Here is a 26,851-nt window from a genome sequence, read left to right as displayed (position 1 = left end):
GGCCGGGCCGCCGCAGGTCGGGCCGGCCGCCCCCCCCCCCCCCCCGACCCCCCCCCACCCCCCCCCCCCCTCCCCCCCGCACCGCCCCCGCCCCACCCCCAACCCCCCCGGCTCCCCCCGCCACAATCTCCACCCCCCCAGAAATCCCCGAAGGGAATGACGAGCGTCCACTGATCATGGTTCCCGTCACCGTGAACCGCGCTCATCGTAGCCTCCGACTACGTACTGTCATCGAAGCTCCGGCAAAAGCACCTTCCTGATTGACCAGACCCAACCCCGAGCGCACTGTCAGTGGTGATGTACACACTGTCTTCGCCCACCGTGCTTGCTACGGACGCCGCTGCCCACACCGCCGCCGTTCCGGTTCTGCGCGCGCTCAGCGCCGCTTTCCGGGTCAGCCAGGACGGCGCTTATGCGCTGGCCCAGGCCTGGCACGACCGGGACGAGACGGCCACCGACGTCGGCTGGACCCTGGTGGCCCTGCTCGACATGAACTCCCCGGTCTTCTCGGAGACGCTGCGCAGCACCGGCAGCGCGCTCCAGGCCGGCACCCCGGCGGATGCCGATGCCCTGGCCACCGGCCGGTTCGGCACCAGCTCGCAGGTTGCCGCCCTGGTCGCGAGCGAGGCCTCGGTCTGGCCCGACGCCGCCATCGCGCCGATCCCCGGGGCGGGCAAGGTGCCTGCCTCGGCCGCGGTGGTGGCCGCCTCGGTCGCCGCGCACTGGGCCAGCCCGGGCCTGCTTCCTGATCAGGTTGCCGCCATGCGCGCGCCTTTTGAGCAGGCGGAGGCATCCGCCGACCTGTATGAGCACGGCAAGTTCCCGTACGGCCCGCGCACCGCCGAGGTGCTCGGCCTGATCGAGCTGATCAAGGCCGGACAGGTCGACGCGGCGAAGTTGTCCGAGGTCACCTGGCCCGCCGGGGTCTGGTCGCGGGCCATGCACGAGGCGGCCTGGGCCTGCCTGCGGGAAGGCCGGCTGCGGGCGCAGATGCGCGCGGTGATCGACGTGACGCTGGAGTTCTCGCTGGCCCACCCCGAACTGCGGCCGTTCCAGGTGCGCAGCTGCATGCCGGCGCTGCACGCGATGACCGTGCAGCGGCTGGTCGGCGACGCGATGGACGAGAAGTCGCTGGGCGAGCTGGCTCTGGCCGAGTTCAGTCTCTGAGCACCGGCTGCTCCTGGTCGGCCACCCAGCCGGCCAGGAGCCTCAGGGCCTCCTCGGTGGGTGAGCCGGGCTCGGCCGCGTAGATCAGGAAGTTGAGCCCGGAATCGTCCATCGGTTCCATCGCCTCGTACGACATGTGCAGATCACCCACCACCGGGTGCCGAAAATGCTTCTCCCCGTTGGCGTGATGCCGCACATTGTGCGCGCCCCAGCGCACCCGGAACTCGTCGCTGCGCGTGCCGAGCTCGCCCACCAGGTCCTGCAGGTCCCGGTCGTGCGGATTACGCCCGGCCTCGGTGCGCAGGATCGCGACGTTGGTGTCGGCCGAGTACTCCCAGTTCGGCAGGACGCGGCGGGAGATCTCCGGGTACAAGAAGGTCAGCCGGGCCAGGTTCACCGGCCGGTCCGGAAGCTGGTAGGCATCCCAGTACATCCCCCGGAACAAGGCGTTCTCGGCCAGCACGTCCATCCGCCCGTTGCGCACGAACGCCGGGCCGGTCGTAATACTGTCCAAAGCCCATTGCATGGCCGGGCGAACACTTTTCACCGCGCTGCGACGCCGGGTCCGGGCCGGGGATCCAGCTGCCGTCCTGGCCAGGTCGAAAAGATGTACGCGCTCGGTGTTGTCCAGCCGTAGCGCGTCGGCCAGCGCGGCGATCACCGAATCCGATGCCCCGGAGAGGTTTCCGCGTTCGAGCTTGGAGTAGTACTCGACGCTCACCCCGGCCAGCATCGCCACCTCGGTACGGCGAAGCCCGGGCACCCGCCGATTGCTGCCGCCGGGCAGGCCCACCTGCTCCGGGGTCACGCGGGCCCGCCGGGAGGTCAGGAATTCGTTGACCTGGCGGCCGACCTCCGTACTACTCATCCCCCGAGCCTACGTCCGGTGCGATGGCTGAGGGGTGTTCTGCCGGTCCACCCTTCCACAGGGACTCCCCTTCCGGCCGAAACCGGTTTCGGATAGGAGGCACCTATCGAGACAAGGAACCTCCAGCATGCAGATCGACCCGCCCCGCCCGACCATCAAGAACCCGCCCGAGCAGTTCACCGGAGACGTCTGGCTGGACGCCATCGCCGGCCCGCGCGAGCCTGAACAGCGCGCCATCGTGGTAAAGGTCCGTTTCGCCCCCGGTGCGCGCACCGCCTGGCACTCCCACGCCTTGGGCCAGACTCTGCACATCACTCAGGGCGTGGCCTGGGTCCAGTCCCGTGGCGAGTCCCGGATCGAGGCCCACCCCGGCCAGACCCTGTACTGCCCGCCCGGCCAGGAGCACTGGCACGGTGCCTCGGCCGACTCCTTCATGGAGCACCTGGCCATTCTGGACAACGCCGACGACCCGGCCACCACGACGACCTGGCTGGAGCACGTCAGCGAGGAGGAGTACCGGGCGACGGCCGGGCCGGCCCTTCGCCTGCCGCAGGACGAAGGGTGACGGTGCCCCCATTCGGCTGTCACTGAGCCAGGCCCCTGCACCACTACCCGTGACTGCCGACGGAAGGGCCGAACGACGAGACCGCCCCTGGGAGTACCGATGACGAAAGACCCCGCCAGCCTCGAGCTGATCCTGCAGGACGCCCGGCAGGCCCTGGTGCAGCTGACCGGCACCGACACCTGGCAGTCCGTGCTCGTCGGGATCAGCCAGGGCACCGGCCGGGGTGCCGACCACGCCGCGCTCTACGTCTGCCCGGAACGGCACGACCTGGCGATCATCTCGTTCCCGCACCGCCTGATCAGCCAGCCCAACCTGCACGACTCGTCGCGGTATCTGCGGGTCTTCCCGCGTCACCGGGTCACCGTGGCCTCCGCCGCCCATCTGACCGGGCCGGTCCGGGGCCTGGAGGCGCAGATGCACAACGAGCCGATCCAGGCCCGCGAGGACCTGGTGCTGATGATCCCCGACCCGGCCTCGCCCAGCGGCCTGCACGAGATCCGGATCTCCGGCGCCCGGACCGGCCAGGTCGCGCAGGCCGTGGCCGAACTGCACGCCCTCAAGGTCTAGGCCCTGGGCCGAACCGCACCGGCCAGCACCAGGCCGGTCAGGCAGCAGAGCATCGGTGCCAGCAGCGCGGCGTTGAGCCCGATCAGGTCGGCCAGCCAGCCCACCAACGCCGGCCCGGCCAGCATCCCGAGGTAGCCCAGACCGACCACCCGGGAAAGGATCACGCCCCGGCGCTGGAGGGACAGGTTGCCCGCCGCGGTGAAGATCTGCGGGACGATGCCGGACAGCCCCAGACCGAAGACCAGCCAGGCCAGCAGGGTCAGCGGATAGGCCGGGGACAGCACCACGCCGAGCATTCCGAGCGCGGCCAGGGCCGAGCCCCAGCGCACCACCAGCACCGGTCCGGCCTGCGCCACCACCCGGTCCACGCTCAGCCGGCCGATGGTCATGGCCAGGGCGAACGTGCCGTAGGCGAACGCGGCGGAGGTCTGACTCTGGCCGAGATGCTCGACCGCATGCAGCACGCTCCAGTCTGTCGCGGTGCCCTCGGCCAGGCTCAATAGGCAGGACAGCACGGCCAGGACGACGGCTGGTCTGAGTACCGAGGGCTCCGTGCCTGAAACCGGTTCAGCCGGAGCAGGAACCGCTAGCCGCGCAGCCTCGTGTGCTCCCAGAAGCCGCGGTACGCAGGCCAGGCCGATCAGCACGGCCGCCACCGAGGCGATCGCCAAGGCCCCGCGCGCCGGCACGTCGAGGGCATGCAAGGCGGCCCCCAGCCCGGCGCCGAGCGCGCCGGCGATCGAGAAGTACCCGTGGAAGGCCGACATGATCGGGCGGCCGTAGGCCTGCTCGATCTTCACGGCCTGGTCGTTCGCCGCCACGATGATCGTTCCGGTGCCCAGGCCGAGCAGCGGCAGCAGCAACGCCAACTGCCAGCCACTGCTCGCCCAGCCGGGGCCGTTGATCCCCAGCGCGATGATCACCACCGCCAGCCCCGCGGTCGGCCGACTGCCGTACCGGTCGCTGATCCAGCCCGCGACCTGCATCCCCACGATCGATCCGCCGCCCAGGGCCAGCAGAAGCAGCCCCAGGACGGACTTCGAGACGCCGGCCTGCTCCTGTACCGCCGGGATGTTCACCACCCACAGCGCCGTCGCCAGACCGGTCAGTAGAAACAGCCCGGTGTTGGCCACCCGGACCCGCCACAGCAGGGCCACCCGAGCGCGATCGTCCTCGAGGACGTCTGCCATTGGGCTGTTTGAGCGACGGGTGTCGGGGCCTGGAGGCTCACTCATGCGCTGCAGCGTAAGTGATTTCCGTTCAATTATTAACAGCTGGTCGAGATTCGTGTACGTTCGTACATGCAGTGAAAACCGGCCGCCCGCGAAGGTGGCCGACGAGCGCAAAGGGGTGCTCAGTTGGACGAGCGCGAGAAGGAAGTCCGGCGTCGGATGGACGCCCAGGAGCTGTACACGGACTTCGGCCCAGGTCTGGACGACCTCGAGGAGTCGCGGGTCCGGGGCAAGGAGCTCGCGCGCGAGTTCAACCAGCTGCCGCCGCGTGATCTGGCCGGGCGCGACCGGGTCCTGAAAGAGCTTTTCGGGACGATCGGCGCACGAGTGTGGGCCGAGCCGCCTTTGTTCGTGGCTTACGGGGTGCACACCCACGTCGGCTCGAGCGTTTACCTGAACACCGGCACGACGATCATCGACGACAGCCCGGTGCACATCGGCGACCAGGTGATGTTCGGCCCGCACGTCACCCTGACCACCGCCGGCCACCCGATCCACCCCGACACCCGGGCCACGGGTGAGCAGTTCTCCGCCCCGATCGTGATCGAGGACGGCGTGTGGATCGGTGCGAACGTCACCGTCCTGCCCGGGGTGACCATCGGCCGCGGCTCGGTGGTGGCGGCCGGAGCCGTGGTGACGGCGAACGTCCCGGCCGATGTGGTGGTCGGCGGCGTCCCGGCCCGGATTCTGCGCGCGATCACCGAAGCCGATCGCGAGTTCACCTACCGCGCGCCCCGAACCCTCACCCTCGAATCCCCGGAAGGTGCCCGATGAGCGCAGACCAGACGAAGACGTCGGCCCGCGTCGAGAAACTGCTGCAGAGCATGACGCCGGCCGAGAAGATCGGCCAGCTGATCCAGTACTTCTACTTCCAGCTGCCGCCCGACGGCGACGACAGCACCCTGCCCCCGGGCCAGATCCAGGCCGTGGAGCAGGCGCTGGCCTCGGGCCGGGCCGGTTCGCTGCTGTTCGTCACCGATCCGGCGACCACCAACCGGCTGCAGCGCGAGGCGATCGCCGGCAATCCGCACGGCATCCCGCTGCTGTTCGGTTTCGACGTGATCCACGGCCTGCGCACCATCTTCCCGGTGCCGATCGCGATGGCCGCCTCCTGGAGCCCCGAGCTGATCGAGCAGGCCCAGACCGTGGCCGCGCGCGAGGCCCGGGCGGTCGGCATCCACTGGGCCTTCGCCCCGATGCTGGACATCGCCCGGGACCCCCGCTGGGGACGCATCATCGAGGGCGCCGGTGAGGACCCTTACCTGGGTGCCGCGGTGGCCGCCGCTCAGGTGCGCGGTTTCCAGGGCCCGCACCTCGGCGCCGACGAGCACATCATCGCCGGGCCCAAGCATTTCGCCGGTTACGGCGCTGCGCTCGGCGGCCGCGACTACGACGAGGTGGACCTGTCCGACCAGGAGTTCTGGAACACCTACCTGCCGCCGTTCAAGGCCGCCATCGACGCGGGCGCGGGCAACGTGATGTCCGCCTACATGGACCTCAACGGGGTTCCGGCCACCGGTAACCGCTGGCTGCTGCACGAGGTGCTGCGCGAGGCCCTGGGCTTTGAGGGTTTCGTGGTCTCGGACGCCAATTCCGCCCGTGACCTGGAAACCCACCACTACGCCGCGGATCTGACCGACGCCGGGGTGAAGGCGCTGACCGCCGGGCTCGACCTGGAAATGGCCATCCACGACCCGGCCTACGCCCACCTGGACGAGGCCCTGGCCGACGGCCGGGTCGACCTCGAGCGCATCGACACCAGCGTGCGCCGGCTGCTGAACGCCAAGGAAGCGCTCGGCCTGCTGGACAACCCCTTCGTGGACGAGCAGGCCGCCCAGACGGTGCTGGCCGACCCGGCCCACCGCGACGCCGCCCGTGAAGCCGCCGAGAGCAGCGCCGTGCTGCTGCGGAACGAGGGTGGCCTGCTGCCGCTGACCGTCGTTCCGGACGGCAGCAACGACGTCGTCCGCTCGATCGCGGTGCTGGGCCAGATGGCCGACTCCAAACGAGACACGCTGGGGCCGTGGATCTTCGACTACGACCTGGACGAGACCGTCACCATCCTGGACGGGATCCGGTCGTACGCAAACGGGCTCGACACTCCGGTGGAGGTCACCTACGCGCCGGGCGCCCCGTCCCCGATCCGGCTCTTCCCCTCGATGTTCGACATGTGGGGCGACGGCAGCAAGACCGACGAAAACTTCGACGCCCAGGCCGAACTGCTGCGCGCCGTGGATGCGGCCACCGCGGCGGACGTGGCGGTCGTCGTGGTCGGTGAGCGTCAGGACATGATCGGCGAGGGTGCTTCCCGCTCCAGCCTCGATCTGCCCGGCGAGCAACTGGCCCTGCTCCAGGCGGTGGTGGCCACCGGAACGCCGACGGTGGTGGTGTTGATGAGCGGTCGTCCGCTGGATCTGCGCTGGGCCGAGGAGAATGTGCCGTCGATCCTGCAGGTCTGGTACCCCGGCACCCGGGGCGGCGACGCGGTGGCGAATCTGCTCTTCGGCCAGGCGGTTCCGGGCGGCAAGCTGCCGTTCTCCTGGCCGCGGCACGTCGGGCAGGTCCCGATCCACTACGCGCACACCCGTTCTCACGACCCGGTCAAGCAGGACCGCCGCTACTGGGACGAGGAGAGCACCCCGCTGTACCCGTTCGGCCACGGCCTGAGCTACGCCTCGTTCTCGTACAGCAACCTGACGGTCAGCGCCGCGAGCGTCGGCCGAGACGAAAGCCTCACGGTGAGCGTGGATGTCACGAACACCTCCGGGCACGACGGTGACGAGGTGGCCCAGCTCTACCTTCACCAGCGCTACGGCACTTCGTCGCGGCCGGTACGCCTGCTCAAGGGCTTCCGGCGGCTGTCGCTGGCGGCCGGCCAGACGGAGCGGGTGGAGTTCACGCTGGGCGCCGAGGAACGGCGTTACTGGAGCGCGGCCACCCGTGACTGGGTGCTCGACGCCACGGCTTTCGATGTTTGGGTGGGCGGTAACTCCAACGCCGATCTGCACGCCGAATTCAGCGTCACCGCCTGAGGCCTGGGTGCGGGGGCTGCTGTTTCGCGGCCCCCGCAGCCGGTTCAGGCGGCCTGTTCCTCGACCGCGTGCTCGTCCGTGGAGTGTGAGTCGGTGAGGGTGAGCGCACCGCCGGCCGCGACCAGGCCGACCACCACGGCCAGCACGCCGTATGTGATCCGCTCGCCGTGGAAGAACGACTCCACCAGGGCGTTGCTCCAGGCGCCGATCGGCAGCTGGGTGGTGACCAGGGCGGCGATCAGGGTGCCGACCATGGCCGTGCCGATGCTGGTGCCGACCTCCTGCGCGGTGTCGTTCAGGGCGGTGCCGATCGAGGTGCGGTTGGCGGGCATCGCCTCGACCAGGGCCACCGCACAGATCGTCATCACCGTGCGCAGGCCGACCGTCATCACCACCATCGAGATCGCGATCGGCAGGTAGCCGTGCTCGACGCCCCAGGCCATCCCGGCCAGTGAACCGGCCAGGCAGGCTGCGCCGATCAGGCAGGCGATCCGGTGGCCGTACCGGTGGGCCAGGCCCTCGGACAGCGGGGTGGCCAGCAGCATGGTGATGATGATCGGCAGGTTGGCCAGGCCGGCCTTGACCGGGCTCCAGCCGTAGGCGTACTGGAAGTGCAGGATCAGGCCGAACATCACGCTGGCCATCGCGATCGAGGTGCCCATCTGGGCGATCGTGGCGCCGCGCACGGTGCCGTTGGAGAACAGCTTCAGGTCGAGCATCGGGGCCGGGGTACGGCGCTCGTGCCGGACGAAGGCCACCCCGGCGGCCAGGGCCCCGACGATCGCGGCGACCGTGATCGCCGAGAGCCAGCCGTTCTCCACCCCGCTGGTCAGCGAGTAGCAGGCCAGGCCGATCGTGCTCACGCTGAGCACCGCGCCGAGCAGGTCGAGCTTGTCGTCGGTCAGGCCCTCGGGCCGGTCGGCCGGGACCCCCAGCCGTACCCCGACGAAGGCGATCAGCGCGATCGGGGCGTTGACCAGCAGCAGCCACTGCCACTCGACGTGGGCCAGCGCGGTGCCGCCGAGCACCGGGCCGAGGATGAACCCGGACATCCCGACGATGATCATGATGGTCATCGCCCGCATCCGCAGGGTCTGGTCGTCGAACAGCCGGAAGACCAGCGAGTTGGTGATCGGCGCCATCGCTGCCGCGGCCACCCCCAGGGCGGCCCGCAGGGCGATCAGGTGACTGGCGTCGGTGACGAACACGACGGTCAGGCTGAGCAGGCCGAACACGACCAGCCCGACCAGCAGGACCCGGCGGCGGCCGAGCCGGTCGGCCATCGAGCCGGCGGTGAGCAGCAGCCCACCGAAGGTCAGGGAGTAGGCACCGGTGACCCACTGCAGGGCGGTGGTGCCGCTGCCGAGGTCGCGGCCGATGGTCGGCAGCGCGATCGACAGCAGCGTGTTGTCGACCATCTCGACGAAGAAGGCCAGGCAGAGCGCGGCCAGCGGGATCCAGGCGGCCCGCAGCGAGGTGTAGGTGTGCGGCGCCGGGTCTTGCGTGGCGGCCTTGGGCGGGGTGGAAGTCATGCACGACTCCCTTCAAGGTTGGTAGCCGGTCCTCTTCCCAGGCGCGGTTCTCCAGTGAGCCGGGCGCGGCGTAAGAGTGGTGATCGGCAGGTTGCTGATGACAGTTGAGGCACGATGTGCCAGCTGTCCGAGCATCAGCGGACCCGCTGTCAGGCTCCGCACAAGCCCCTGCCACCGTGCTGACAGCGCACCCGGCCGGGCAGCGACATGCTGCCGAGCACCGCGATCGCCGTCCGGCTCAAGCTGGATGAATCGGACAAGGAGCTGTCAAATATCAGGAACGTGACATAGGCCCGCCAGTCGGCCGATAGAGGGTTCCAGGCGTACCTACACCGCGTAGCCGCCGAAGGCCGCCAGGTCCGGGTGAGATCCAGCCCCACTCGCCGGGAAGTGACCCTCACCCGTCCAGAAAGATTATCGGAAGGGTCCAGGCGTTCACTGCCGCCAACGGGCTCCCAGACCTGCCGGACACAAGATCCTTTCCCTCCAACAGCTTTCGGCGATCTTCGTCTCGGTGGCGGGAGCTAGCTCCCTGGCCGGGCCCACCGCAACCCCCGGTGCACGGACCGATTGGCGGATCCAGCGGCCGAGTACAACGTGGGACTGTTGCCTTCTGCGCGGCCAAGTGTTCCTATCTATTCGTAGGGAAAAGGCCTTTCGCGAAGTCAGGCCACCCGCTGCGCAACCGGAGAAGCCAGGTCCGCGCAGACGCCCGCCGCCCGCGCTCATCCAGCCGGATCACCGGCACCGCCGGGCCCAGGCGGGTCAGAGCCTCAGGCCGAACTCAGATCTCAGCCGCTCGATGCATCATGCCTGCTCCACCGACGGGGACTGGAGACGAACAGATCATGACGGGCTACCCGCAACCGACTCTGACCGCCACCGACCGGCTCTTCCGGGTCGAGGCCTACGAGAAGATCGACTACTCGCTGCTCTACGTGGACGGGGCGTTCGCCCTGCACAACACCGAGATCGCCGACGTCTACCGGGAATTCGGCCGGTGCCTGCTGGTGGTCGACGAACGGGTGCACGAGCTGTACGGCGAGCAGATCGGGGCCTACTTCGAGCATCACCGGATCGCCCTGACCAGTTTTCCGGTGGTGGTCCGGGAGACCGACAAGTCGCTGCGGACCCTCGAGCGAATGGTGGACGCGTTCGGCCGGTTCGGTCTGCTGCGGCAGGAACCGGTGCTGGTCGTCGGGGGCGGCCTGACCACCGACGTGGCCGGGTTCGCGTGCGCGGCGTTCCGCCGCTCCTCGAACTACATCCGGGTGCCCACCACGCTGATCGGGCTGATCGACGCCAGCGTCTCGATCAAGGTCGGGGTCAACCACGGCAGGCACAAGAACCGGCTCGGCGCCTACCATGCCTCGCGGCAGGTGATCCTGGACTTCTCGTTCCTGCGCACCCTGCCCACCGATCAGCTGCGCAACGGCATGGCCGAGCTGATCAAGATCTCCACGGTGGCCGGGGCGGAACTGTTCGAGCTGCTCGAGAAGCATTCCGAGGAGCTGGTCAGCACCCGGTTCGGCCACCTCGGCGAGAATCCGGAGATGCGCCGGATCGCGCACCAGCTCACCTACGGCGCGATCGAGACCATGCTGCGCCTGGAGGTGCCCAACCTGCACGAACTGGACCTGGACCGGGTGATCGCCTACGGCCACACCTGGAGCCCGCACCTGGAACTGGCCCCGGAACGGCCGTTCTTCCACGGGCACGCGATCAACATCGACATGGCCTTGTCGGCCACCCTGGCCCTGACCCGCGGCTACATCGTGGAAAGCGAACGAGACCGGCTGTTCTGGCTGATGAGCCGGCTCGGCCTGGCCCTGGACAGTCCCGAGCTCACCCCGGAACTGCTGCACCGGGCCACCGCCTCGATCCTGCAGACCCGGCACGGCCTGCTGCGGGCGGCGATGCCCCGGCCGATCGGAACCTGCTTCTTCGTCAACGATCTGAGCAGCGCGGAGCTGGAGGAAGGCCTGGCCGAGCATCGCCGCGTGGTCAGCCGCTACCCCCGCGGCGGACACGGCGAGGACATGTTCGCCGCTTGACGTCCTCCCGGCCCTGAAGGGCCGGGATTCCAACGACTCACGCGACCGTGGGGAGGCGTTTTCGTTGAGGTTCACGCTTCACCGACCGGGCCGACTTCACCCTGTCTCCACGCGCTGTCACCGCAAGCCCTGCGGCGATACTCCTAATATTGCAGGCAGCGTTCACGTCAGCGTTCGCCTGATGCCCGCAGGCCACACACCGGAACACCGCTTGACTCTGGCGGTTCTCCGGTGCGCGGTGCCCGCAGGCGTGACAGGTCTGCGACGTGAACGCCGGGTTGATCTTCACGACCCGCCCGGGCGCCTTCTGCTCGAGCCGGGCCACCAGCAGGGACCATCCAGCGGCGAGAATGCCTCGGTTCAACCCCGCCTTCTGCCGGACGTTACGGCCTGGCTTGGTGATGGTGCCGCGTGCCGGGCGGGTCATCGCTTTGACGTTCAGGGCCTCGACACCGATCACGTCGAACCGGCGAGCCAGACGGGTGCTGGTCTTCTCGGCCCAGTCCTTGCGCCGGTCGGCCTCACGCGCCCGCAAGCGGGCGATCTGCCTCTTGACCCGCTCACGCCGGTTAGAGCCCTTCCGGGCCCGAGCAAGACACCGCTGAAGCCGCAGCAACCGCCGCGCCTCCCCGGGTCGCAGGCCGGCCGGGGACGACAGTTCACCTGTGGACAACGCGGCAGCGACCTTCACGCCCCGGTCCACCCCGACCATCTCACCGGTACCCGGCGCGGGGATCGGTTCTGGGATGGCAGCGAATGCAATATGCCAGCGCCCGGCCCGGTCCCGGGTGACCCGATACGACTTGAAGTCAGGCAGGACACGGGAGCGCTTGAACCGCACCCAGCCCACCTTCGGCACGTTCACCGCCGACCAACGGCCGTTGTCCCGCCGCACCCGCTGAGCTTCGCCGCCGACAATCCGGAACCCCTCATGCCGGCCGCGTTTACGCCAGGTCGGCCGACCATGCGTACCCGCGGAGAAGCTCTGCCACGCCTGGTCATGATCCCGCAGGGCCTGCTGCTGCACCGTGACCGAACCAGCCGCCAGCCAGGCAAACTCACGACGCGCCTCGGTCAACTGCCGGGCCTGCGCCACGTAGTTCGGGGTGCGCGGGCGATCCCGGCGCCACATGTTCCGCTGCTCCAGCGCCAGGTTCCACACGTACCGAGCATGCCCACACGCCTCCAGCAACAGCACCTGCTGCGCCGCAGTCGGATACAGCCGGAACCGAGACATGCGCCCAACGATACCCGCCTGGAACAGGTTCGCGTACTCGGTCTTTCACACCTGCAACCGAAAATGCTCGCTCAACGAAACGCCCACCAGCCGCGATCGCCCCATGCGCAACGCGTGCATCGCTTGAGGTGCCGGACTACGTACCCACACCCCAAGACCATCTGCGGTCGCTGACCTTCTTGGCCGGGCAATGCAACTCAGCGCGCCGACGATCATCAGGAGATACATCGATGGACAGAAACATCCCGACTGATCAGGCCTACGCCGTGACCGCCATTCATCCCGGACCTGAAGGACCGGGTTTCCGGGCAGGGCCCCGATGAGCGCGCCCAAGGCACCGCGACCGGTCACGCCGGCCAGCATCCTCGCGCAGCAACTGGAGCAGCTTCTGAGGCTCGCCGAAAGCATTCCCGGCACTGATGCGTCCTTGCTCAGTGGTCTGCAGCAGGCCAGCCGATTGGCCGGTGGCCTCGATCCCTACCTGAACCAGCACAGCTCTCCGGCCTCGCCAGACCTGCAAGCACTGGAGAAACGCACGCTCGCCCACGACTGGAGAAGCCAGGCGGACGATCCCGGCGCACCCGAACCGGAGATGCTCTCCGGGCAGGTCGAAGGTCAGCTGCTGCAGTTCCTGGTGCACGCCACCCGGGCCTGCGACATCCTCGAGATCGGCATGTTCACCGGTTATTCGGCGCTGGCCATGGCCGAGGCCCTGCCGACCGGCGGCCGGGTGGTGACCTGCGAACTCAACCGGGACGTGGCCGCCTTCGCTCAGGAGAGCTTCGCCACCGCCAAGCACGGCGCGAAGATCGACGTCCGGGTGGGCCCGGCCCAGGAGACTCTGCTGCAGCTGGCCGCGGCCGGCGAGGCGTTCGACCTGGTCTTCATCGATGCCGACAAGGCCGGCTACCGCTCCTATCTCGACACCCTGCTGACCCACGACCTGATCACCCGTGAAGGGCTGATCTGCGTGGACAACACCCTCATGCAGGGTCAGCCCTGGGCCACCGATCAGCCCACGCCCAACGGCCGCGCCATCGACGAGTTCAACCGGGCCGTGGCCGAGGACCCCCGGGTCGAACAGGTGCTGCTGCCGGTGCGCGACGGCGTCACCCTGATCCGCCGCACCGAGGCAGACCGATGACGCCGGCCTTCAAGACCATCGGCACGCTGGCCCTGCTCACCGCCGCCCTACCGGTCAACCTGGCGATCACCGCCACGGCCCTGATCCGCAACCCTCGCCGGGAACCGCCCCCGAACGAGAACCCGCTCACCGTCCTGATCAGCGGCGGCAAGATGACCAAGGCTCTGCAACTGGCCCGCTCCTTCCACGCCGAGGGCCACCGCGTCGTCCTGGTGGAGCAGGCCAAGTACCGCTTCACCGGGCACCGGTTCTCGCGCGCAGTGGCAGCTTTTCACACCGTTCCCCCACCACGGGACCCGGGCTACGCGCAGGCCCTGCTCGACATCGTGCGGCGGGAGAAGGTGGACGTGTACGTGCCGGTCTGCAGCCCGGCCGCCAGCTACTACGACGCGCTCGCCGCTCCCCTGCTGAAACCGTACTGCGAAGTGATCCACGCCGACGCCGACCTGGTGCGACAGCTGGACGACAAGCACGCGTTCATCGAGCTCGCCGCTTCCCTGGGCCTGCCGGTTCCCGATTCGCACCGGATCACCGCACCCCAGCAGGTGACCGACTTCGACTTCACCGCGCGCCCCGGCCCGTACGTCCTCAAAAGCATCGCCTACGACCCGGTGCACCGGCTCGACCTGACTCCGCTACCCCGGCCCACCCCGGCCGATACCGCCGAATTCGTTCACTCGAAACCGATTTCCCCCGAAAACCCGTGGATCATGCAAGCCTACGTGGAAGGCCAGGAGTACTGCACGCACAGCACCGTGCGCGAGGGCCGGATCACCGTATTCTGCTGCTGCGAGTCCTCCGCCTTCCAGGTCAACTATGCCGACGTCGATCAGCCCGAGATCCGCCAGTGGGTGGAGAAGTTCGCCGGCGCCCTGAAACTGACCGGTCAGATCAGCTTCGACTTCATGCTCGACCGGACCGGCACCGTCCATCCGATCGAATGCAACCCCCGCACCCACTCGGCCGTCACCATGTTCTACGACCACCCCGGCCTGGCCCGCGCCTACCTCGACCGCGACGGGCCGGTGATCGACCGCCCGACCCCGGACAGCCGCCCCACCTACTGGACGTATCACGAGCTCTGGCGCATGCTTTCGCACCCGGCAGCCGCCCGCACCCGGCTCGCGGTGATCCGCAACGGCAAGGACGCGATCTTCGACCGGAACGACCCATTGCCGTTCCTGCTGGTGCACCACCTGCAGATCCCGTCGTTGCTGCTGCACAACCTCCGGCTGGGCAAACCCTGGATCCGGATCGACTTCAACATCGGCAAACTCGTCGAACCGGCCGGAGACTGACGCCGTGCCTCCACCCGTCGTGCTGCATCTGACCGGCTCCGCCACCGACCCCTTCCTGGCCGACCTCTCCCTGATCTACGCACGCGGCGCCTGGGCGGCGCTCGGCGAGCAGTACGAAATGCGAGCGGCCCACGTCACCCCCGACGGGCTTTGGTGTTTCCCGGACGATCTCAGCGATCCAGCGCTCAAGGCGGCCGAGCCAATCGAGGTGACCGACGCCGTCCACCATCTCACCACGATCCGACCGAAGACCATTCTCCCCCAGATGTTTTGCCTACCAGGGATGACGACCTACCGATCACTGCTGGACGTGCTCAGACTGCCGTACCTCGGCAACACCGGACCGGTCATGGCGCTGGCCGCCGACAAAGCCCACACCCGCGCCATCGTGGCCGCCGCCGAAGTAGCCGTGCCTCCGGCCGAACTACTCACCCCCGCTACACCCCCAACGCTCGAACCTCCGGTGGTGGTTAAGCCGGTCGACGGCGACAACTCACTGGGCGTAACCCTCGTCCATGATCAATCCGAATACGCAACCGCCCTGGACCAGGCCTTCACCTGCTCGAGCCGCGTCCTGGTCGAGACCTACATCGAGGCCGGGCGCGAAGTCCGTTGCGGGGTGCTGGAACAGGACGGCGAACTGATCTGCCTGCCGCTGGAGGAGTACGCGCTCAACCAGCCGATCCGTTCCCACGCCGACAAACTCCGCCGCAACGAAGCCGGTGAACTGATCTTCTCGGCCAAGACCGCCGACCGTTCCTGGATCGTCGAGGAGGCCGACCCGGTCACCGCCCCGGTCTGGGAAGCCGCTCGCCGCAGCCACCGGGCTCTGGGCTGCCGCCACTACAGCCTGTTCGACTTCCGGATCGATCCGGACGGCCGTCCCTGGTTTCTCGAAGCCGGCCTGTACTGCTCGTTCGCCCCGCAGAGCGTCATCCCGGCGATGGCCGCAGCCGCCGGCACCGCCCTGCCCGAACTGTTCGCCACCATGCTCCGGCAGATCGGGTGAGGCTCTTTCGCTCGGCTTTCGCAGGGACTTACCGAGGCTTTCGGTGGGCCGTGCTGAAGTGGGCGGCATGTCGCCGTCGCCCGCGCTCTCATGACGTTCCTGTCGCCCTGGTTCCTGCTGCTGCTCGTCCCGTTGGCCGGGCTCGCCGTGGCTGCGGTCGTGATCCACCAGCGCCGGGGCCGGATCGCCGCCCGCTTCGCCGCCCCCGGCATGCTCGGGCGGCTGATGCCCGAGCGCCCGGGCTGGCGACGCCCCGCCACCGGTGGCCTGGGCCTGCTCGCCCTGGTGCTGCTGGTGACCGCGGCCGCCCGCCCCGAGGCCGACATCCGGGTCCAGCGTGAGCAGGCCACCGTGATGATCGCCATCGACGTCTCCGGTTCGATGCGGGCCACCGACGTGGCCCCGAGCCGGCTGGAGGCCGCGATCGAGGCCGGTGAGCAGTTCGTCGACCAACTCCCGGAACGGTTCCGGATCGGGCTGATCTCCTTCGAGGGCTACACCACCGTGCTGGCCACCCCGACCACCGACCACGAGGCGGTCAAGAACGCGCTCTCCGGCCTGCGTCTGGGCGTCTCGACCGCGGTCGGCGAAGGGGTGTTCGCCTCGCTGGAACAGGTCCGTGACCTGGACGCCCGGCTGACCCCCGCCGATCCCGAAGAGCCTGAGGCCGAGCCGATTCCGGCCCGGATCGTGCTGCTGTCCGACGGAACCAGCGTCACCGGGCGTTCGCCCGAAGCCGCCGCAGCAGCGGCCGCCGAGGCCGGCGTCCCGGTTTCGACCATCGCCTACGGCACCCCCGAAGGCGTCGTCGACGAGGGAACCCCGCAGGAACGCCGGGTGCCCGCCGACGCCGAGACCTTGGCTCGCCTGGCCGAGTCCACCGGCGGCACGGCGTATCAGGCCGAGAGCAGCGACCAGCTGCGCGAGGTGTACGAGGACATCGGCTCGTCGATCGCCTGGACCACCGAACCCCGCGAGCTGGCCCCCTACTTCTCGGCGGCGGCGTTCGTCATCGCCCTGATCGCCGCCGCCCTCTCACTACGCTGGTTCGCCCGGCTGATCTAGCCGCTGCTTCGGGGGCCTTGCCGTTGTCCACCAGCTGAACCCTGGGCCGAGCTGTGGGCGTGGACCAACTATGAACCTGGATGACGTCCCCGGCTGGTTCTGGGCCCCGGACCAGATCGCCTTCAGTACCCTGCTCGAGGCCCAGCGCAACCTGGCGATCGGTGGGGACGTCCTGGAGATGGGCGCCTACCTGGGAAAATCGGCCATCCACCTGGCCCGGCACCTTTCTCCCGGCGAGCAGCTGATCGTCTGCGACGTCTTCGAGAGCCCGATCGGGGACGGCGAGACCGCCTTCGAGAACCAGGTCACCTACCCGTCGCTCACCCGCAGTGCCTTCGAGCGCAACTTCCTGGCCTTCCACCCCGCCCTGCCGCGCATCATCCAGGCCCCGACCCAGACCCTCACCGACCAGGTGCCGGACGCCAGCTGCCGGTTCGTGCACATCGACGCCTCGCACCTGTACCCCAACGTCAGGACCGACATCGAGACCGCCCGCGAGCTGCTGGGCCCGGACGGCCTGGTGGTGATCGACGACCTGCACAGCTCACACGCCCCCGGCGTGGCCGCGGCCACCTGGGAGGCCTTCTTCAACGGCGGGCTGAAGGCGATCTGCCTGACCGACATGAAGTTCTACGGCTGCTGGGGCGACGTGCAGGTCTGGCAGGACCGGCTGTGGAACACCTTCGCCGCCCACCCCGACCTGTACTGCGAGTACAAGGAGATCGACGGGCAGAAAGTGATCCGGGTCTGCTGACCGCGCTCAGCGCGTCACGCGCAGCACCCCGCGGACCGTCCCCCGACCTTCGGTCGGCTCAACGCCTTTGAGGATGAACTGGTAGCGGCCGGGTTTCACCTTCTTGCCGGTGCTGGTCCGGGCGTTCCAGTCGATCTCGATCAGGTTGTGCCTGCCCTGGCCCGTCAGCGTGCGCACCACCCGGCCGTCCCGCCGGATCTGCAGACGAGCCTGGCGTACCGGGCCGGTGACGTCGAACTGCGCGGTCCACTCCGTCCCTGCGCCGACTGTTTTCGGTGCGACGGCACTGATCAGCCGGGGCGGGATGTTCCGGTCGGAGAAAGGCAGTTGCTCCACGCGGATGTTTCCGGACTCGTCCAGGCCGGCCAGCAGGTCACCATCGATCTGGTAGGGCGTGCGCAGACCGGTCTCTACGGGCTGCGAGTTCTTCCGGGTGAGGTCGAGCAGGTGCACCCCGCCGCCGCTGTCGGTCCAGGACAGCACCTGCTCGCTCAGGCTCAATGTCCGAACGGAGTCAGCGGCCAGGTAACGGGTCTTTCCTCCGGCCAAGGCGCGCACCCCGATCCGGCCGCGCTCATCCAGCCAGGCGAAGCGGTTACGCCAGATCGCCACCGGACCGCTCGCCCCAGAAGCGACCAGCTCGCGGGAGCTACGGCCGTTCAGGACGTTACGGAACAGCACCCGGCCGGCCCGGGTGCGCCAGAGCACCCTCGGCCCGAACAGGTCGGCGGGCTGAGTCTTCAGATCCAGCTGAGCCGTCAGGACCGCATCCGACCGGGCCGGGTTGGCGGCATAGAGCTTTCCGCTACCCAGAAGGTAGGCACCGGACTGTTTCACCGTTTTCAGCCGGTCGATCACGAAGGACGGGCCGATGAAGCTGCTCCACAATTCGCGGCGCCCCGGACCGACCATGATCCGGTCACCAGAGACGCTGAACGTGGGTCTGTTCTTCCGGTCGGGATAGTCGGTGACAGGCCCTTCGGCCGCTCGGGCACCCAACCCGGCAAGATCGCCGCCTGGAGTGCGGAGCAAGGTGCGTGAGTACAGCGGAACATCGTAGGCAACCGGTAACGCGGCACGGCGTTCGGTGAAGTAGAGACGTCCGCCGCTCAGGGCCATCTCGGCGAACACCGAGCGGACTCCAGCCGCGGTGGCCACCCGTTGGGCCTGGCCGTCGGCGTCGACCCGGTACACCCCGGCCGCACCGTCGATCGCGCCGGACACCGACAGATAGACAGACCCGTCGTCCAGGGCGAATCCGCCCAGGCCCTTGATGTCCTCGCTGGTCGATCCGGCCAGTTTCAGCGTGGTCCAGGCGGAGCCGTCCCACCGCCGCAACCGGCCCACCGCGCCCTCGCCCAGGAATCCGCGGTCCTCCTTGACCACGATCGTCTCGTCGTCCGCGGCCACCGTGGGCAGATCCTCACCGTTCAGACCGGGGACCGGAACATCGGCGACCCGGCCGGTGGTGCGGTCCCGGCGGTGCACGGTGACCTTGCCGTACTTGCTGCCGATCCACACCTCGGACTGCGGGGTGAGCGCCATCCCGCTGATCAGTTCGCCGGATTTGCCACGGACCTCACCCAGCGTCTCGACCTGGGCACCGCCGTCCGTGATCAGCACAACCCGCAGGGGCACGTCATCGTTCGGCGAGTACGACAGCATGGTGCGCTCACCGTCGCTCACTGCCCACGGCCAGAAGAGCAAGTCGTCGTCCGGCACGCCTTTGAACAGCACCCGCTCCGTCTCCCCCTCGTGCTGGGTCAGCGTGCCGTCGCGCAGGCCGATCCAGCCCTGCGGGGTCCAGGCCATCGGGGCCTCGTCGATGCGCTGCGCGGTCCGCACACCGGTGCTCAGGTTCACGGTGTGCAGCACGAACTTCTGCTCGCCGACCGCTTCGCTCCAGCGCAGTACCTCGCCCTGCAGATCATTGATCTCGGCATAGGCGTAGGCCAGCTGCCGATGCTCGCCGACCTCCCGCAGAAGGCCGGTCTCGCCGGTCAGCAGCGAACCGCCGTCCCGCGCGAGTGCGAGCCGCCCGTCGCTGACATCCAGCAGACGCAGGTCGACCGAGCCCGGCACCACCGGTTCCACCGTGATCGCCGGGACCGTCGGTTGCGCCCGCACCGACCCCGATGCAATGAGCGGTGCAACCATCAGACTGAACAGGACAACGACCGAAGAGCGCAGGCGCGCAGCCCGAATCATCGCGACTCCCCCGAATCGCCGGCCGCCACCTCGCCGCCGGATCGCGGGTTACCGTAGCGGCTCGAGGCTGCTGTCGATCGCCGACTTCCCGTTCGCGCAGAACATCGAGTCAGTCCTTGAGACGGATGCCGCGGCCACCGGTCAGTTCCCGATCACCCAGCTCCTGCACCCCGCGGCTGTTGTGCGGGTGCGCCCCGGCCAGCTGCTCGATCTGCCGGGCGCCGAGCTCCACGGGCTCGTCCAGGACCAGCCACTGCACGCCCTCGGTGCAGGGCGGGGTGGTCAGGCTGCCCTGGTACGCGGTGTGGCTGAGTTTGCGCGGCAGCAGGCGGGCTAGGTTGACCCGGATCTCGGCGCGCTCGGCCTGGGCGTTGCGCACGAACGGCGCCCATTGCCCGGCGTAGCGGCCCTCGGTGGCGAGAACGCCCAGCACCAGCAGAGAATCGTCCTCGGCCTGGTGCACGAAATGGAACTCGGCGGCGGCCGGCTCCCCGTTCACGGTGTGCTCCGACGGCGTGTGCACGTGGTACTGGAGCAGGTCGTACTCCTTGCCGGCGTAGGTGATCTCCGAGCCCTCGTCCTCGTCGGTGAACTGCACGGTGTGCCCGTTGTCCTCGACGTAGCCCTTGGTCCGCTCGGTGGTGATGGTGAACTCGCTGGTGCGCTCGCCGTCCACTGGCAGGGGCAGGTCCACCGGCGACTGGGCGGTGCCGGTGGCGCAGGTGGCGTAGGACTCGTCCAGGTCCGCCCAGTTGTCCGGACCCTGCGCACCGTCGTAGGACCAGTGCGCGTGTTCGTCACTCGGCGACACCGTGCTGACCTGTTCGCTGGCCTCCGCCGCGGTGCAGGCGGTCAGGGCCAGGCCCAGAATGGCCGCCAGTGTCAGGTTCTTTCGCAAAGTGAGCATGTGACTCCGCTCCGGGTGGTTATGTCGGATTGCCGAATACCCGGATTGTGCTAGGCGGTTCGTGCTCCGAAAACCGCTTCGTGCTGGCGGGCAAGCTGTCGCCTTGATCACAGAGCGCGCCGAATGACACTGCGCCGCAACGCCCTTACTCAATGATCATCAAATGCCGGGAATTGGTTGCCGGAAGCCAAATTTCGCCGGGCGAACCACCGCGCAGCGCCACCGGGTGATCACGGCCGGAAAATCGATGGACGTGCGAACGCGCAGCTTGTACCTTGCAACCGACCGTGACCGTCGGAGGAGGTTAGACCCATGCCCGTTGTCCTGCTGTGGGTGCTCCCCGTCCCGTCACGGCCTTGCGACTGACCTGAAGTCGCCGGGAGCGCCGACCTGATGTCCGGCACTCCCGAAAGGCCACACCCATGTCCGAAGATTTCGACGTGATCATCGCCGGCGGCGGTCCGACCGGCACGTTTCTGGCCGCCGAACTGCGACTGCACAACATCCGGGTCCTCGTCCTGGAGCAGGAGACCGAACCGGCCTCGCTGACCCGTATCGTCGCCCTGCACATCCGCAGCCTCGAACTGATGGCCATGCGCGGCCTGCTCGAGCGTCTGCTCAAGCATGGACGGCGCCGCCCGGCGGCCGGATTCTTCGCCGCCATCGACAAGAGCGCGCCGGTCGGCCTCGACTCGCCCTACGCCTTCCTGCTCGGCATCCCGCAGCCGACCCTCGTCCGGGTGCTGGAAGAGCAGGCCATCAGCCTGGGCGCCGAAGTTCGGCACGGCTGTCCGGTAGCCGGTTTCGAGGCCGACGACGATGGGGTGACGGTTGCCCTGGCCGATGGAGAACGGTTGCGGGCACGGTATCTGGTCGGCTGCGACGGCGGCCGGAGCACCGTACGCAAGCAGTTCGGCGTCGGTTTCCCGGGTGAGCCCACCAAGAGCGAGATGCTGATGGGCGAGATGCAGGTCGGGCTGCCGCCGGACGAGGTGGCGGCCATCGCCAGAACGGTCGCCCATAAGCGGTTCTGGGTCAGGGCGTTCGGGGCGGAGAAGTACAGCGTTCTGGTTCCGGCGGCTGCCGGGGTTGCCGATCGCAGCCGGCGGCCCACCCTCGAAGACTTCCGGCAGCAGCTGATCGCCGTGGCCGGAACCGATTTCGGCGTGCATTCCCCGGTTTGGATGTCCCGCTTCGGCGATGCCACCCGCCTGGCCGAAAGCTATTGCGTCGGGCGGGTACTCCTGGCCGGCGACGCCGCGCACATCCACCCACCCATCGGCGGCCAGGGCCTCAACCTTGGGCTGCAGGATGCCTTCAATCTTGGCTGGAAGCTGGCCGCGCAGGTGAAGAATCGTTCTGCTTCGGGCCTTCTCGACACTTACCAGTCCGAACGCCGTCCGGTGGCCGAGGCGGTGCTGGACAACACCCGCGCCCAGGCCGAGCTCCTGTCTCCGGAACCGGGCGCGCAGGCGGTGCGCCGTCTACTGACCAAGCTGATGGACTTCGACGAGGTCAACCGCTACCTCTTCGGCCAGATCACCGCCATCGACATCCGTTACGACCTCGGCGAGGGCCCGGAACTGCTCGGCCGTCGCCTGCCCGACATCGCGCTCACCGAGGGCAACCTCTACGGCCGGCTGCACAGCGGTCGTGGCCTTTTGCTCGACCGCACCGGCCAGTTCGAGGTGGGCCGCTGGTCGGATCAGGTCGACCAGCTGACCGATCCCGGGGCCGGGCTCGACGTTCCGGCCGTCCTGCTGCGCCCCGACGGCCATGTCGCCTGGATCAGCACACCTGAGCAGCCCGATCCGAAACCCCACCTGGCCCGCTGGTTCGGTTAGCCGCGGGCGTTCCGTGCCCACACCGTCCTCAGTTCGAGACGGTGTGGGCACCCGCTGCTTGCGGTCGAGACGAATATTCGCGCGGGTCGCCCCGAGTCTCGTAGGCCGGGGGATGATGAGACGTGGATTTCCGCTTCGAGAGCGAACTGATCGAGTGGCGCGGCCCGGCGCCCTTTCACTTCCTGCGGGTGCCCGAAGAACTTTGTGACGATCTGCGCGAGCTGGCCAAGGACGTCACCTACGGGTGGGGCATGGTGCCGGTGTCGGTCCGGATCGGCACCAGCACCTGGGAGACCTCGTTGTGGCCGAAGGACGGCGGCTACCTGCTGCCGGTGAAGGACCGGGTACGCCGGCACGAGCAACTGGAACTGGGGGACGTGGTGCGGCTGGGATTACGGGTCATCTCCCGAGGCGGGCGTCTGGTCGACGGGAAAAGCCTTGGTTAGGGTTGGCCGATGATGGATCCTGTGGTTCTGCCCGGTGTCCTGCGACTCACCTCTGCCCTCGGCCAGCCCGGGCTGGTCACCTGCACCTTCCTCAGCGGTCCGCCGCTGGAACTGCGCCTGCCCCGGGCCAAGGTGCAGGAGATCTTCGACTGGTGGCTGACCATCGCCCCCGAGGTGGCCGTGGACGGCTACCTCGACGAGCAGACCCTCGAGCAGTTCCGGAACGACATCATCGCCGCTGCCGTCCCGGACGATCCGGCCTCCGTCGCCTCCTGACCTTCCGGTCCTTCACAGACATGTGTAGCCCGGTTCACACCCTCAAGGTCTTCACCCGGGCGGCCGATCTGCCGAGATTGGCCTGGTGCCCTCGTCCTCACCCGCGCCCGAAGACTTCGTGGCCGAAGCCGTCCGCGAGCTCGACATCGCCGTGGAGCACGCCGGGTGGGACCAGGAATCCAAGGCTGACCTGCACAAAGCCGTCGACTACGGGATCCGCGCGCACAGCGGGCAGAACCGCAAGAGTGGCGAACCGTACATCACCCATCCACTCGCGGTAGCCGCGATCGTGGCCACCGTGGGGGCCCAGCCGGCCACGGTGATGGCCGCTGTGCTGCACGACACCGTCGAGGACACCGAAGTCACGCTTGAGGACGTCGAACGCACCTTCGGTCCGCAGGTGGCCCTTCTGGTGGACGGGGCCACCAAGGTCGCGGCAGTGCGGGGCGACGATCCGGACCGGGTGGAGGCCGCCCGCCTGCGCAAGCTGTTCGTCGCCCTGGCCGCCGACCCGCGGGTGGTCACGATCAAGCTGGCCGACCGGCTGCACAATCTGCGCACCATCGGATCGCTGCCGGCCGCCAAGGCCGCGCGGATCGGGCGGGAGTCGCTGGCCATCCACGGGCCGCTGGCCCACCGGCTGGGCTTCGCTCTGCTGAAGGCCGAACTGGAGGACCGCGCGTTCGCGGTGGCCTACCCGGACGAGTTCCTCGAGCTGCGGGCCGAGCTGATGAATCGCCCGCACCTGGAGGAGACCCTCACCGAGGCGATGCAGCGGCTGGAGGAGTACCTCGACGCCGTGGCCGGGGCCCCGGGCGGGCACGAGATCACCGGCCGGATCAAGCACCTGTGGAGCATCTACCGCAAGACCGCCAACAGCGGCCGCGACCTGGAGAGCCTGCACGACCTGATCGGGGTGCGGGTGATCGTCGAGGACGTGGAGGACTGCTACCGGGTGCTCGGCCTGGTGCACGCCCTCTGGGAGCCGGTGCCCGACCGGTTCAAGGACTACATCGCCCGGCCGAAGTTCAACGCCTACCGCTCGCTGCACACCACCGTGCTGCTGTCCGGCCGGATGGTCGAGGTGCAGGTCCGGACCCGGCAGATGCACACCGACGCCGAGAACGGCAGCGCCGCGCACCACGCCTACAAGCACGGTGAGGGTGCCGAGCCGCAGTGGCTTTCCCGGGTGCTGGCCTGGCACGACGCCGACGACAGCGAGTACCTGACGGCGATCGCGGGAGAGCTGCAGGCGCAGGAGATCTGGGTGCTGACCCCGCGGGGCGACGTGCACTCGCTACCGGTCGGCGCCTCGGTGGTCGACTTCGCCTACGCCGTGCACTCCGAGGTCGGCGACCGCTGCTCCGGGGCCCGGGTCAACGGCGCCCTGGTGCCCCTGAACACCCGCCTGACCAGCGGCACCACCGTCGAGATCATCACCCGCCGCACGACCGGCCCCTCGCTGGACTGGCTGCAGTGGACCGTCACCGCCCGGGCCCGGCAGCGCATCCGCACCTGGCACACCCGCGCCCGCCGCGACAACGACCGGGCCACCGGTGAAGCCGCCCTCGTCACCCTGCTCTCCCGCCGCCGGCTCCCCCGCGCCCAGGCCGAGGCCGTACTGCTGACCGCCTCCGGCCAGGACTCGCTCGACACCCTGGCCGAAGAGGTCGGCGCGGGCCGGATCGACGTGACCATGCTCGCCAACGCTCTCTCCACCGCCGCGCTCACCGCTCCCTACGCGCCCAACCTGCACACCCACGTCCCTCCGCAGCCTCTACCCCCGCACCAGGACGAACCCGAGACGCCCCCTGGCCCCGCACCGTCCCCGGCCGGTGTGCCCGCCATGCATGTCTCCGCGCCCGGGCTCAGCGGCGTCACCCTGACCTGGCCCGGCTGCTGCCACGCGGTGCCTGGCCGCGGGCTGATCGGCATTCTGTCGCGCACCCGCGGCATCGTCGTCCATTCCTCCGAGTGCTCCCAGGCCCTGTCCTCCCTGGCCAAGGACCCGGCGCGCTCCACCCGCCTGACCTGGGTGCGAGCCGGCACCAACCTGTCCCAGATCGAGCTGGTCTGCGAGAACAGCCCCGGCATGATCGCCCGGGTGATCGTCGCCCTGGTCGATTCCGGCTGCGACGTGGAAGCTTCCAGTTCGTACATCGGCGATGACGGGGCGGGGCACCAGACCTACGAGGTGGTGCACCCGGGCGGCCGGGCCGAGCTGGCCAACCGGCTGCGGGAAGTACCTGGGGTGCGCTCGGCCCTCGTACGCTAGGGCTCCGGACTGGACCAGGGAGGGTCGGTGCGGAAGTGGAGACGGGTGTTGGCCTTGGTATTGGTCGGCGGAGCGGCGTCGACCGGCTGGTGGTGGCTGCAGCAGCCGGAGGGAAGCCGCGCCGGCGATGAGCGGGTTCAGCGGGTGGCGGACGCAATCAGTTACCCCCGCCAGAGGTCGGCGGCCGGGCTGCACAGCGCCCTGCTTGAGACTTACCAGCACGACAGCGGTGTGCGGGTGTTGCAGGCCAAGGATCTCCAGCAGCGCACCCCGCAGGACGAGATGGCCGAACTGGTGCTTCACTTCCACCAGGACGCCTGGGACGGGTACGGCACCGGCTTCAGCTGGGAGACCCACCGGGATGCTTCGGATGTGTGCTATCGCCTGGTGTTCAACAACTATCGCGGCCTGTCCGAGCGCATTCATTGTCCTGAGGACCTGACCCCGCTGCCGGTGCCGACGCCGGCAGAGCCGCCGATGCCGGCCGCGACCTGCCGTTCCGGCGGCGACAACGACTGCCCGGGAGGCTGAGCCGGAAAACTGCTTGCCCGGAGAAGAGACCTGGTCCAGCCTGAACCGCGATGAGCGATGTTGAGCGGTTCCGCAGGCTTTACGACGAGCAGTTGCGCACCGAGGCGGAGACACCGAGCCAGATCGACGTGGTCCGGTTGGGGCCCCTGCGGTTGGTCACTTTTGCGGGCGGGCGGGGCTTCGTCACCTATCGCGATCTGACCGGCGCCGGTCAGATCGATGTCCTGATTGCGCAGGCGCTCGAGCACTACCGGTCCGATCCCCGGATCCGGAGCGTGCGGTGGAAAGCCCGCGCTCATGACCATGCTCCGGGGCTGGCCGAAGCGCTGATCCAGAACGGGTTCGTGGCCGGGGCGGCGGAATCCATCATGGTCGGCGAGGCGGCTGCCTTGGCCGTGGGTGAACCGACGCCCGGGGTGAGTGTGCGGCGAGTTGTGACCGAAGACGACGTCCGGGCCATGAGTGCGATGTCGGACGAGGCTTTTGGTGACGAGCCGTCGGACGAAATGGCCGACGCGTTGTTGCGACGGCTGGCGTTGAACGACGGCATGCAGCTCTGGGTGGCCGAGGCGGAAGGTCGGATGGTCGGTGCGGGACGGCTGGAACCGGTTCCGGACAGCGACTTCGCCGGATTTTGGGGCGGTTCGGTGCTGAAGGAGTGGCGGGGGCGGGGTATCTACCGGGCGCTGACCCGGGCCCGGGCCCGCGCTGCGTTGGAGCTCGGCCGGACACTGATTCACAGCGACTCGACCGAGCACTCCCGTCCCATCCTGGAGCGGTCCGGCCTGCTGAAGGTCTCGTCCGCCACGGCCTACGTCTGGGAACGCTGAACGGCCGGCC

At 68.9% G+C, this 26,851-nt stretch carries 23 protein-coding genes; 17 read left to right on the top strand and 6 right to left on the bottom strand.

Translation table 11 applies throughout. The features are described 5' to 3' along the window. The first annotated feature begins 297 nt into the window (after positions 1-297). On the top strand, positions 298-1,167 hold the full coding sequence (locus LR394_RS34880; protein ID WP_231448948.1) for a hypothetical protein: 870 nt from the start codon (positions 298-300) through the stop codon (positions 1,165-1,167). Here LR394_RS34880 and LR394_RS34875 read toward each other — a convergent pair. Further along, positions 1,157-2,035, bottom strand: coding sequence for a helix-turn-helix domain-containing protein (locus LR394_RS34875; RefSeq protein WP_231448947.1), 879 nt, complete (start codon positions 2,033-2,035; stop codon positions 1,157-1,159). The genes LR394_RS34880 and LR394_RS34875 overlap by 11 nt on opposite strands. 127 nt (positions 2,036-2,162) lie before the next feature. Between LR394_RS34875 and LR394_RS34870 the strand changes: the two genes are divergently transcribed. Then, a complete protein-coding gene (locus tag LR394_RS34870) occupies positions 2,163-2,600 on the top strand; it encodes a (R)-mandelonitrile lyase (RefSeq protein ID WP_231448946.1) in 438 nt (145 codons plus the stop codon). 99 nt (positions 2,601-2,699) lie between these two features. After that, positions 2,700-3,167, top strand: a complete 468-nt coding sequence (locus LR394_RS34865) for a hypothetical protein (RefSeq protein ID WP_231448945.1) — start codon at positions 2,700-2,702, stop codon at positions 3,165-3,167. Here LR394_RS34865 and LR394_RS34860 read toward each other — a convergent pair. Then, positions 3,164-4,402, bottom strand: a complete 1,239-nt coding sequence (locus tag LR394_RS34860) for an MFS transporter (protein ID WP_231448944.1) — start codon at positions 4,400-4,402, stop codon at positions 3,164-3,166. The two genes, LR394_RS34865 and LR394_RS34860, sit on opposite strands and share 4 nt — an antisense overlap. A 123-nt stretch (positions 4,403-4,525) precedes the next feature. On the opposite strand from LR394_RS34860, the gene LR394_RS34855 reads away from it, so the two are divergent. Together LR394_RS34855 and LR394_RS34850 are read left to right on the top strand one after the other, a co-directional pair. Beyond that, the gene (locus LR394_RS34855; RefSeq protein ID WP_231448943.1) at positions 4,526-5,173 is read left to right on the top strand and encodes a sugar O-acetyltransferase; all 648 of its coding nucleotides are present in this window, start codon (positions 4,526-4,528) and stop codon (positions 5,171-5,173) included. Next, positions 5,170-7,431: a glycoside hydrolase family 3 N-terminal domain-containing protein gene (locus tag LR394_RS34850; protein ID WP_231448942.1), complete on the top strand. Its 2,262-nt coding sequence runs from the start codon at positions 5,170-5,172 to the stop codon at positions 7,429-7,431. The genes LR394_RS34855 and LR394_RS34850 overlap by 4 nt, the downstream gene beginning before the upstream one ends. 44 nt (positions 7,432-7,475) lie before the next feature. Here LR394_RS34850 and LR394_RS34845 read toward each other — a convergent pair whose 3' ends face one another. Next, positions 7,476-8,963: an MFS transporter gene (locus tag LR394_RS34845; RefSeq protein ID WP_231448941.1), complete on the bottom strand. Its 1,488-nt coding sequence runs from the start codon at positions 8,961-8,963 to the stop codon at positions 7,476-7,478. 848 nt (positions 8,964-9,811) lie between these two features. Here LR394_RS34845 and LR394_RS34840 point away from each other — a divergent pair. Further along, positions 9,812-11,017, top strand: a complete 1,206-nt coding sequence (locus tag LR394_RS34840; protein ID WP_231448940.1) for a sedoheptulose 7-phosphate cyclase — start codon at positions 9,812-9,814, stop codon at positions 11,015-11,017. Between the two features lie 37 nt (positions 11,018-11,054). Here LR394_RS34840 and LR394_RS34835 read toward each other — a convergent pair whose 3' ends face one another. Beyond that, on the bottom strand, positions 11,055-12,254 hold the full coding sequence (locus LR394_RS34835) for an RNA-guided endonuclease InsQ/TnpB family protein (RefSeq protein ID WP_231448939.1): 1,200 nt from the start codon (positions 12,252-12,254) through the stop codon (positions 11,055-11,057). A gap of 319 nt (positions 12,255-12,573) precedes the next feature. On the opposite strand from LR394_RS34835, the gene LR394_RS34830 reads away from it, so the two are divergent. From LR394_RS34830 to LR394_RS34810, 5 genes are all read left to right on the top strand, one after another. After that, the gene (locus LR394_RS34830; protein ID WP_231448938.1) at positions 12,574-13,398 is read left to right on the top strand and encodes an O-methyltransferase; all 825 of its coding nucleotides are present in this window, start codon (positions 12,574-12,576) and stop codon (positions 13,396-13,398) included. Then, entirely contained in the window at positions 13,395-14,696 is a 1,302-nt protein-coding gene (locus LR394_RS34825) for an ATP-grasp domain-containing protein (protein ID WP_231448937.1), read from the top strand. The genes LR394_RS34830 and LR394_RS34825 overlap by 4 nt, the downstream gene beginning before the upstream one ends. A gap of 4 nt (positions 14,697-14,700) precedes the next feature. Then, positions 14,701-15,705: a D-alanine--D-alanine ligase family protein gene (locus LR394_RS34820; RefSeq protein ID WP_231448936.1), complete on the top strand. Its 1,005-nt coding sequence runs from the start codon at positions 14,701-14,703 to the stop codon at positions 15,703-15,705. 90 nt (positions 15,706-15,795) lie between these two features. Continuing rightward, positions 15,796-16,770, top strand: a complete 975-nt coding sequence (locus LR394_RS34815) for a VWA domain-containing protein (RefSeq protein ID WP_231448935.1) — start codon at positions 15,796-15,798, stop codon at positions 16,768-16,770. 70 nt (positions 16,771-16,840) lie between these two features. After that, complete coding sequence (locus LR394_RS34810; protein WP_231448934.1) at positions 16,841-17,524, top strand: class I SAM-dependent methyltransferase; 684 nt, start codon at positions 16,841-16,843, stop codon at positions 17,522-17,524. A gap of 6 nt (positions 17,525-17,530) precedes the next feature. Here LR394_RS34810 and LR394_RS34805 read toward each other — a convergent pair whose 3' ends face one another. Both LR394_RS34805 and LR394_RS34800 read right to left on the bottom strand, forming a co-directional pair. Next, the gene (locus tag LR394_RS34805) at positions 17,531-19,651 is read right to left on the bottom strand and encodes a flagellar hook assembly protein FlgD (RefSeq protein ID WP_231448933.1); all 2,121 of its coding nucleotides are present in this window, start codon (positions 19,649-19,651) and stop codon (positions 17,531-17,533) included. 190 nt (positions 19,652-19,841) lie between these two features. After that, a complete protein-coding gene (locus LR394_RS34800; protein WP_231448932.1) occupies positions 19,842-20,639 on the bottom strand; it encodes a carbonic anhydrase in 798 nt (265 codons plus the stop codon). A 422-nt stretch (positions 20,640-21,061) separates the two neighbouring features. Here LR394_RS34800 and LR394_RS34795 point away from each other — a divergent pair, with 422 nt between their 5' ends. From LR394_RS34795 to LR394_RS34770, 6 genes are all read left to right on the top strand, one after another. Beyond that, positions 21,062-22,483 carry an FAD-dependent monooxygenase gene (locus LR394_RS34795; protein ID WP_231448931.1) on the top strand — a complete coding sequence of 474 codons (1,422 nt, stop codon included), beginning with the start codon at positions 21,062-21,064 and terminating at the stop codon, positions 22,481-22,483. 122 nt (positions 22,484-22,605) lie between these two features. Continuing rightward, positions 22,606-22,929 carry a DUF1905 domain-containing protein gene (locus LR394_RS34790; protein ID WP_231448930.1) on the top strand — a complete coding sequence of 108 codons (324 nt, stop codon included), beginning with the start codon at positions 22,606-22,608 and terminating at the stop codon, positions 22,927-22,929. A gap of 9 nt (positions 22,930-22,938) precedes the next feature. Beyond that, positions 22,939-23,205 (top strand): hypothetical protein, encoded by a 267-nt coding sequence (locus LR394_RS34785; protein ID WP_231448929.1) that lies wholly within the window; start codon positions 22,939-22,941, stop codon positions 23,203-23,205. An 85-nt stretch (positions 23,206-23,290) separates the two neighbouring features. Beyond that, positions 23,291-25,480, top strand: a complete 2,190-nt coding sequence (locus tag LR394_RS34780) for a RelA/SpoT family protein (RefSeq protein WP_231448928.1) — start codon at positions 23,291-23,293, stop codon at positions 25,478-25,480. A gap of 48 nt (positions 25,481-25,528) precedes the next feature. After that, the gene (locus LR394_RS34775; protein WP_231448927.1) at positions 25,529-26,011 is read left to right on the top strand and encodes a hypothetical protein; all 483 of its coding nucleotides are present in this window, start codon (positions 25,529-25,531) and stop codon (positions 26,009-26,011) included. 50 nt (positions 26,012-26,061) lie between these two features. Then, entirely contained in the window at positions 26,062-26,841 is a 780-nt protein-coding gene (locus LR394_RS34770) for a GNAT family N-acetyltransferase (protein WP_231448926.1), read from the top strand. Positions 26,842-26,851: the final 10 nt, after the last annotated feature.

Origin of the sequence: Kineosporia babensis (assembly GCF_021129305.1) — a bacterium.
GTDB lineage: Bacteria > Actinomycetota > Actinomycetes > Actinomycetales > Kineosporiaceae > Kineosporia > Kineosporia babensis.
The sequence above is the reverse complement of the archived record's forward strand: the minus strand, read 5'-3'. Positions and strand labels throughout refer to the sequence as shown.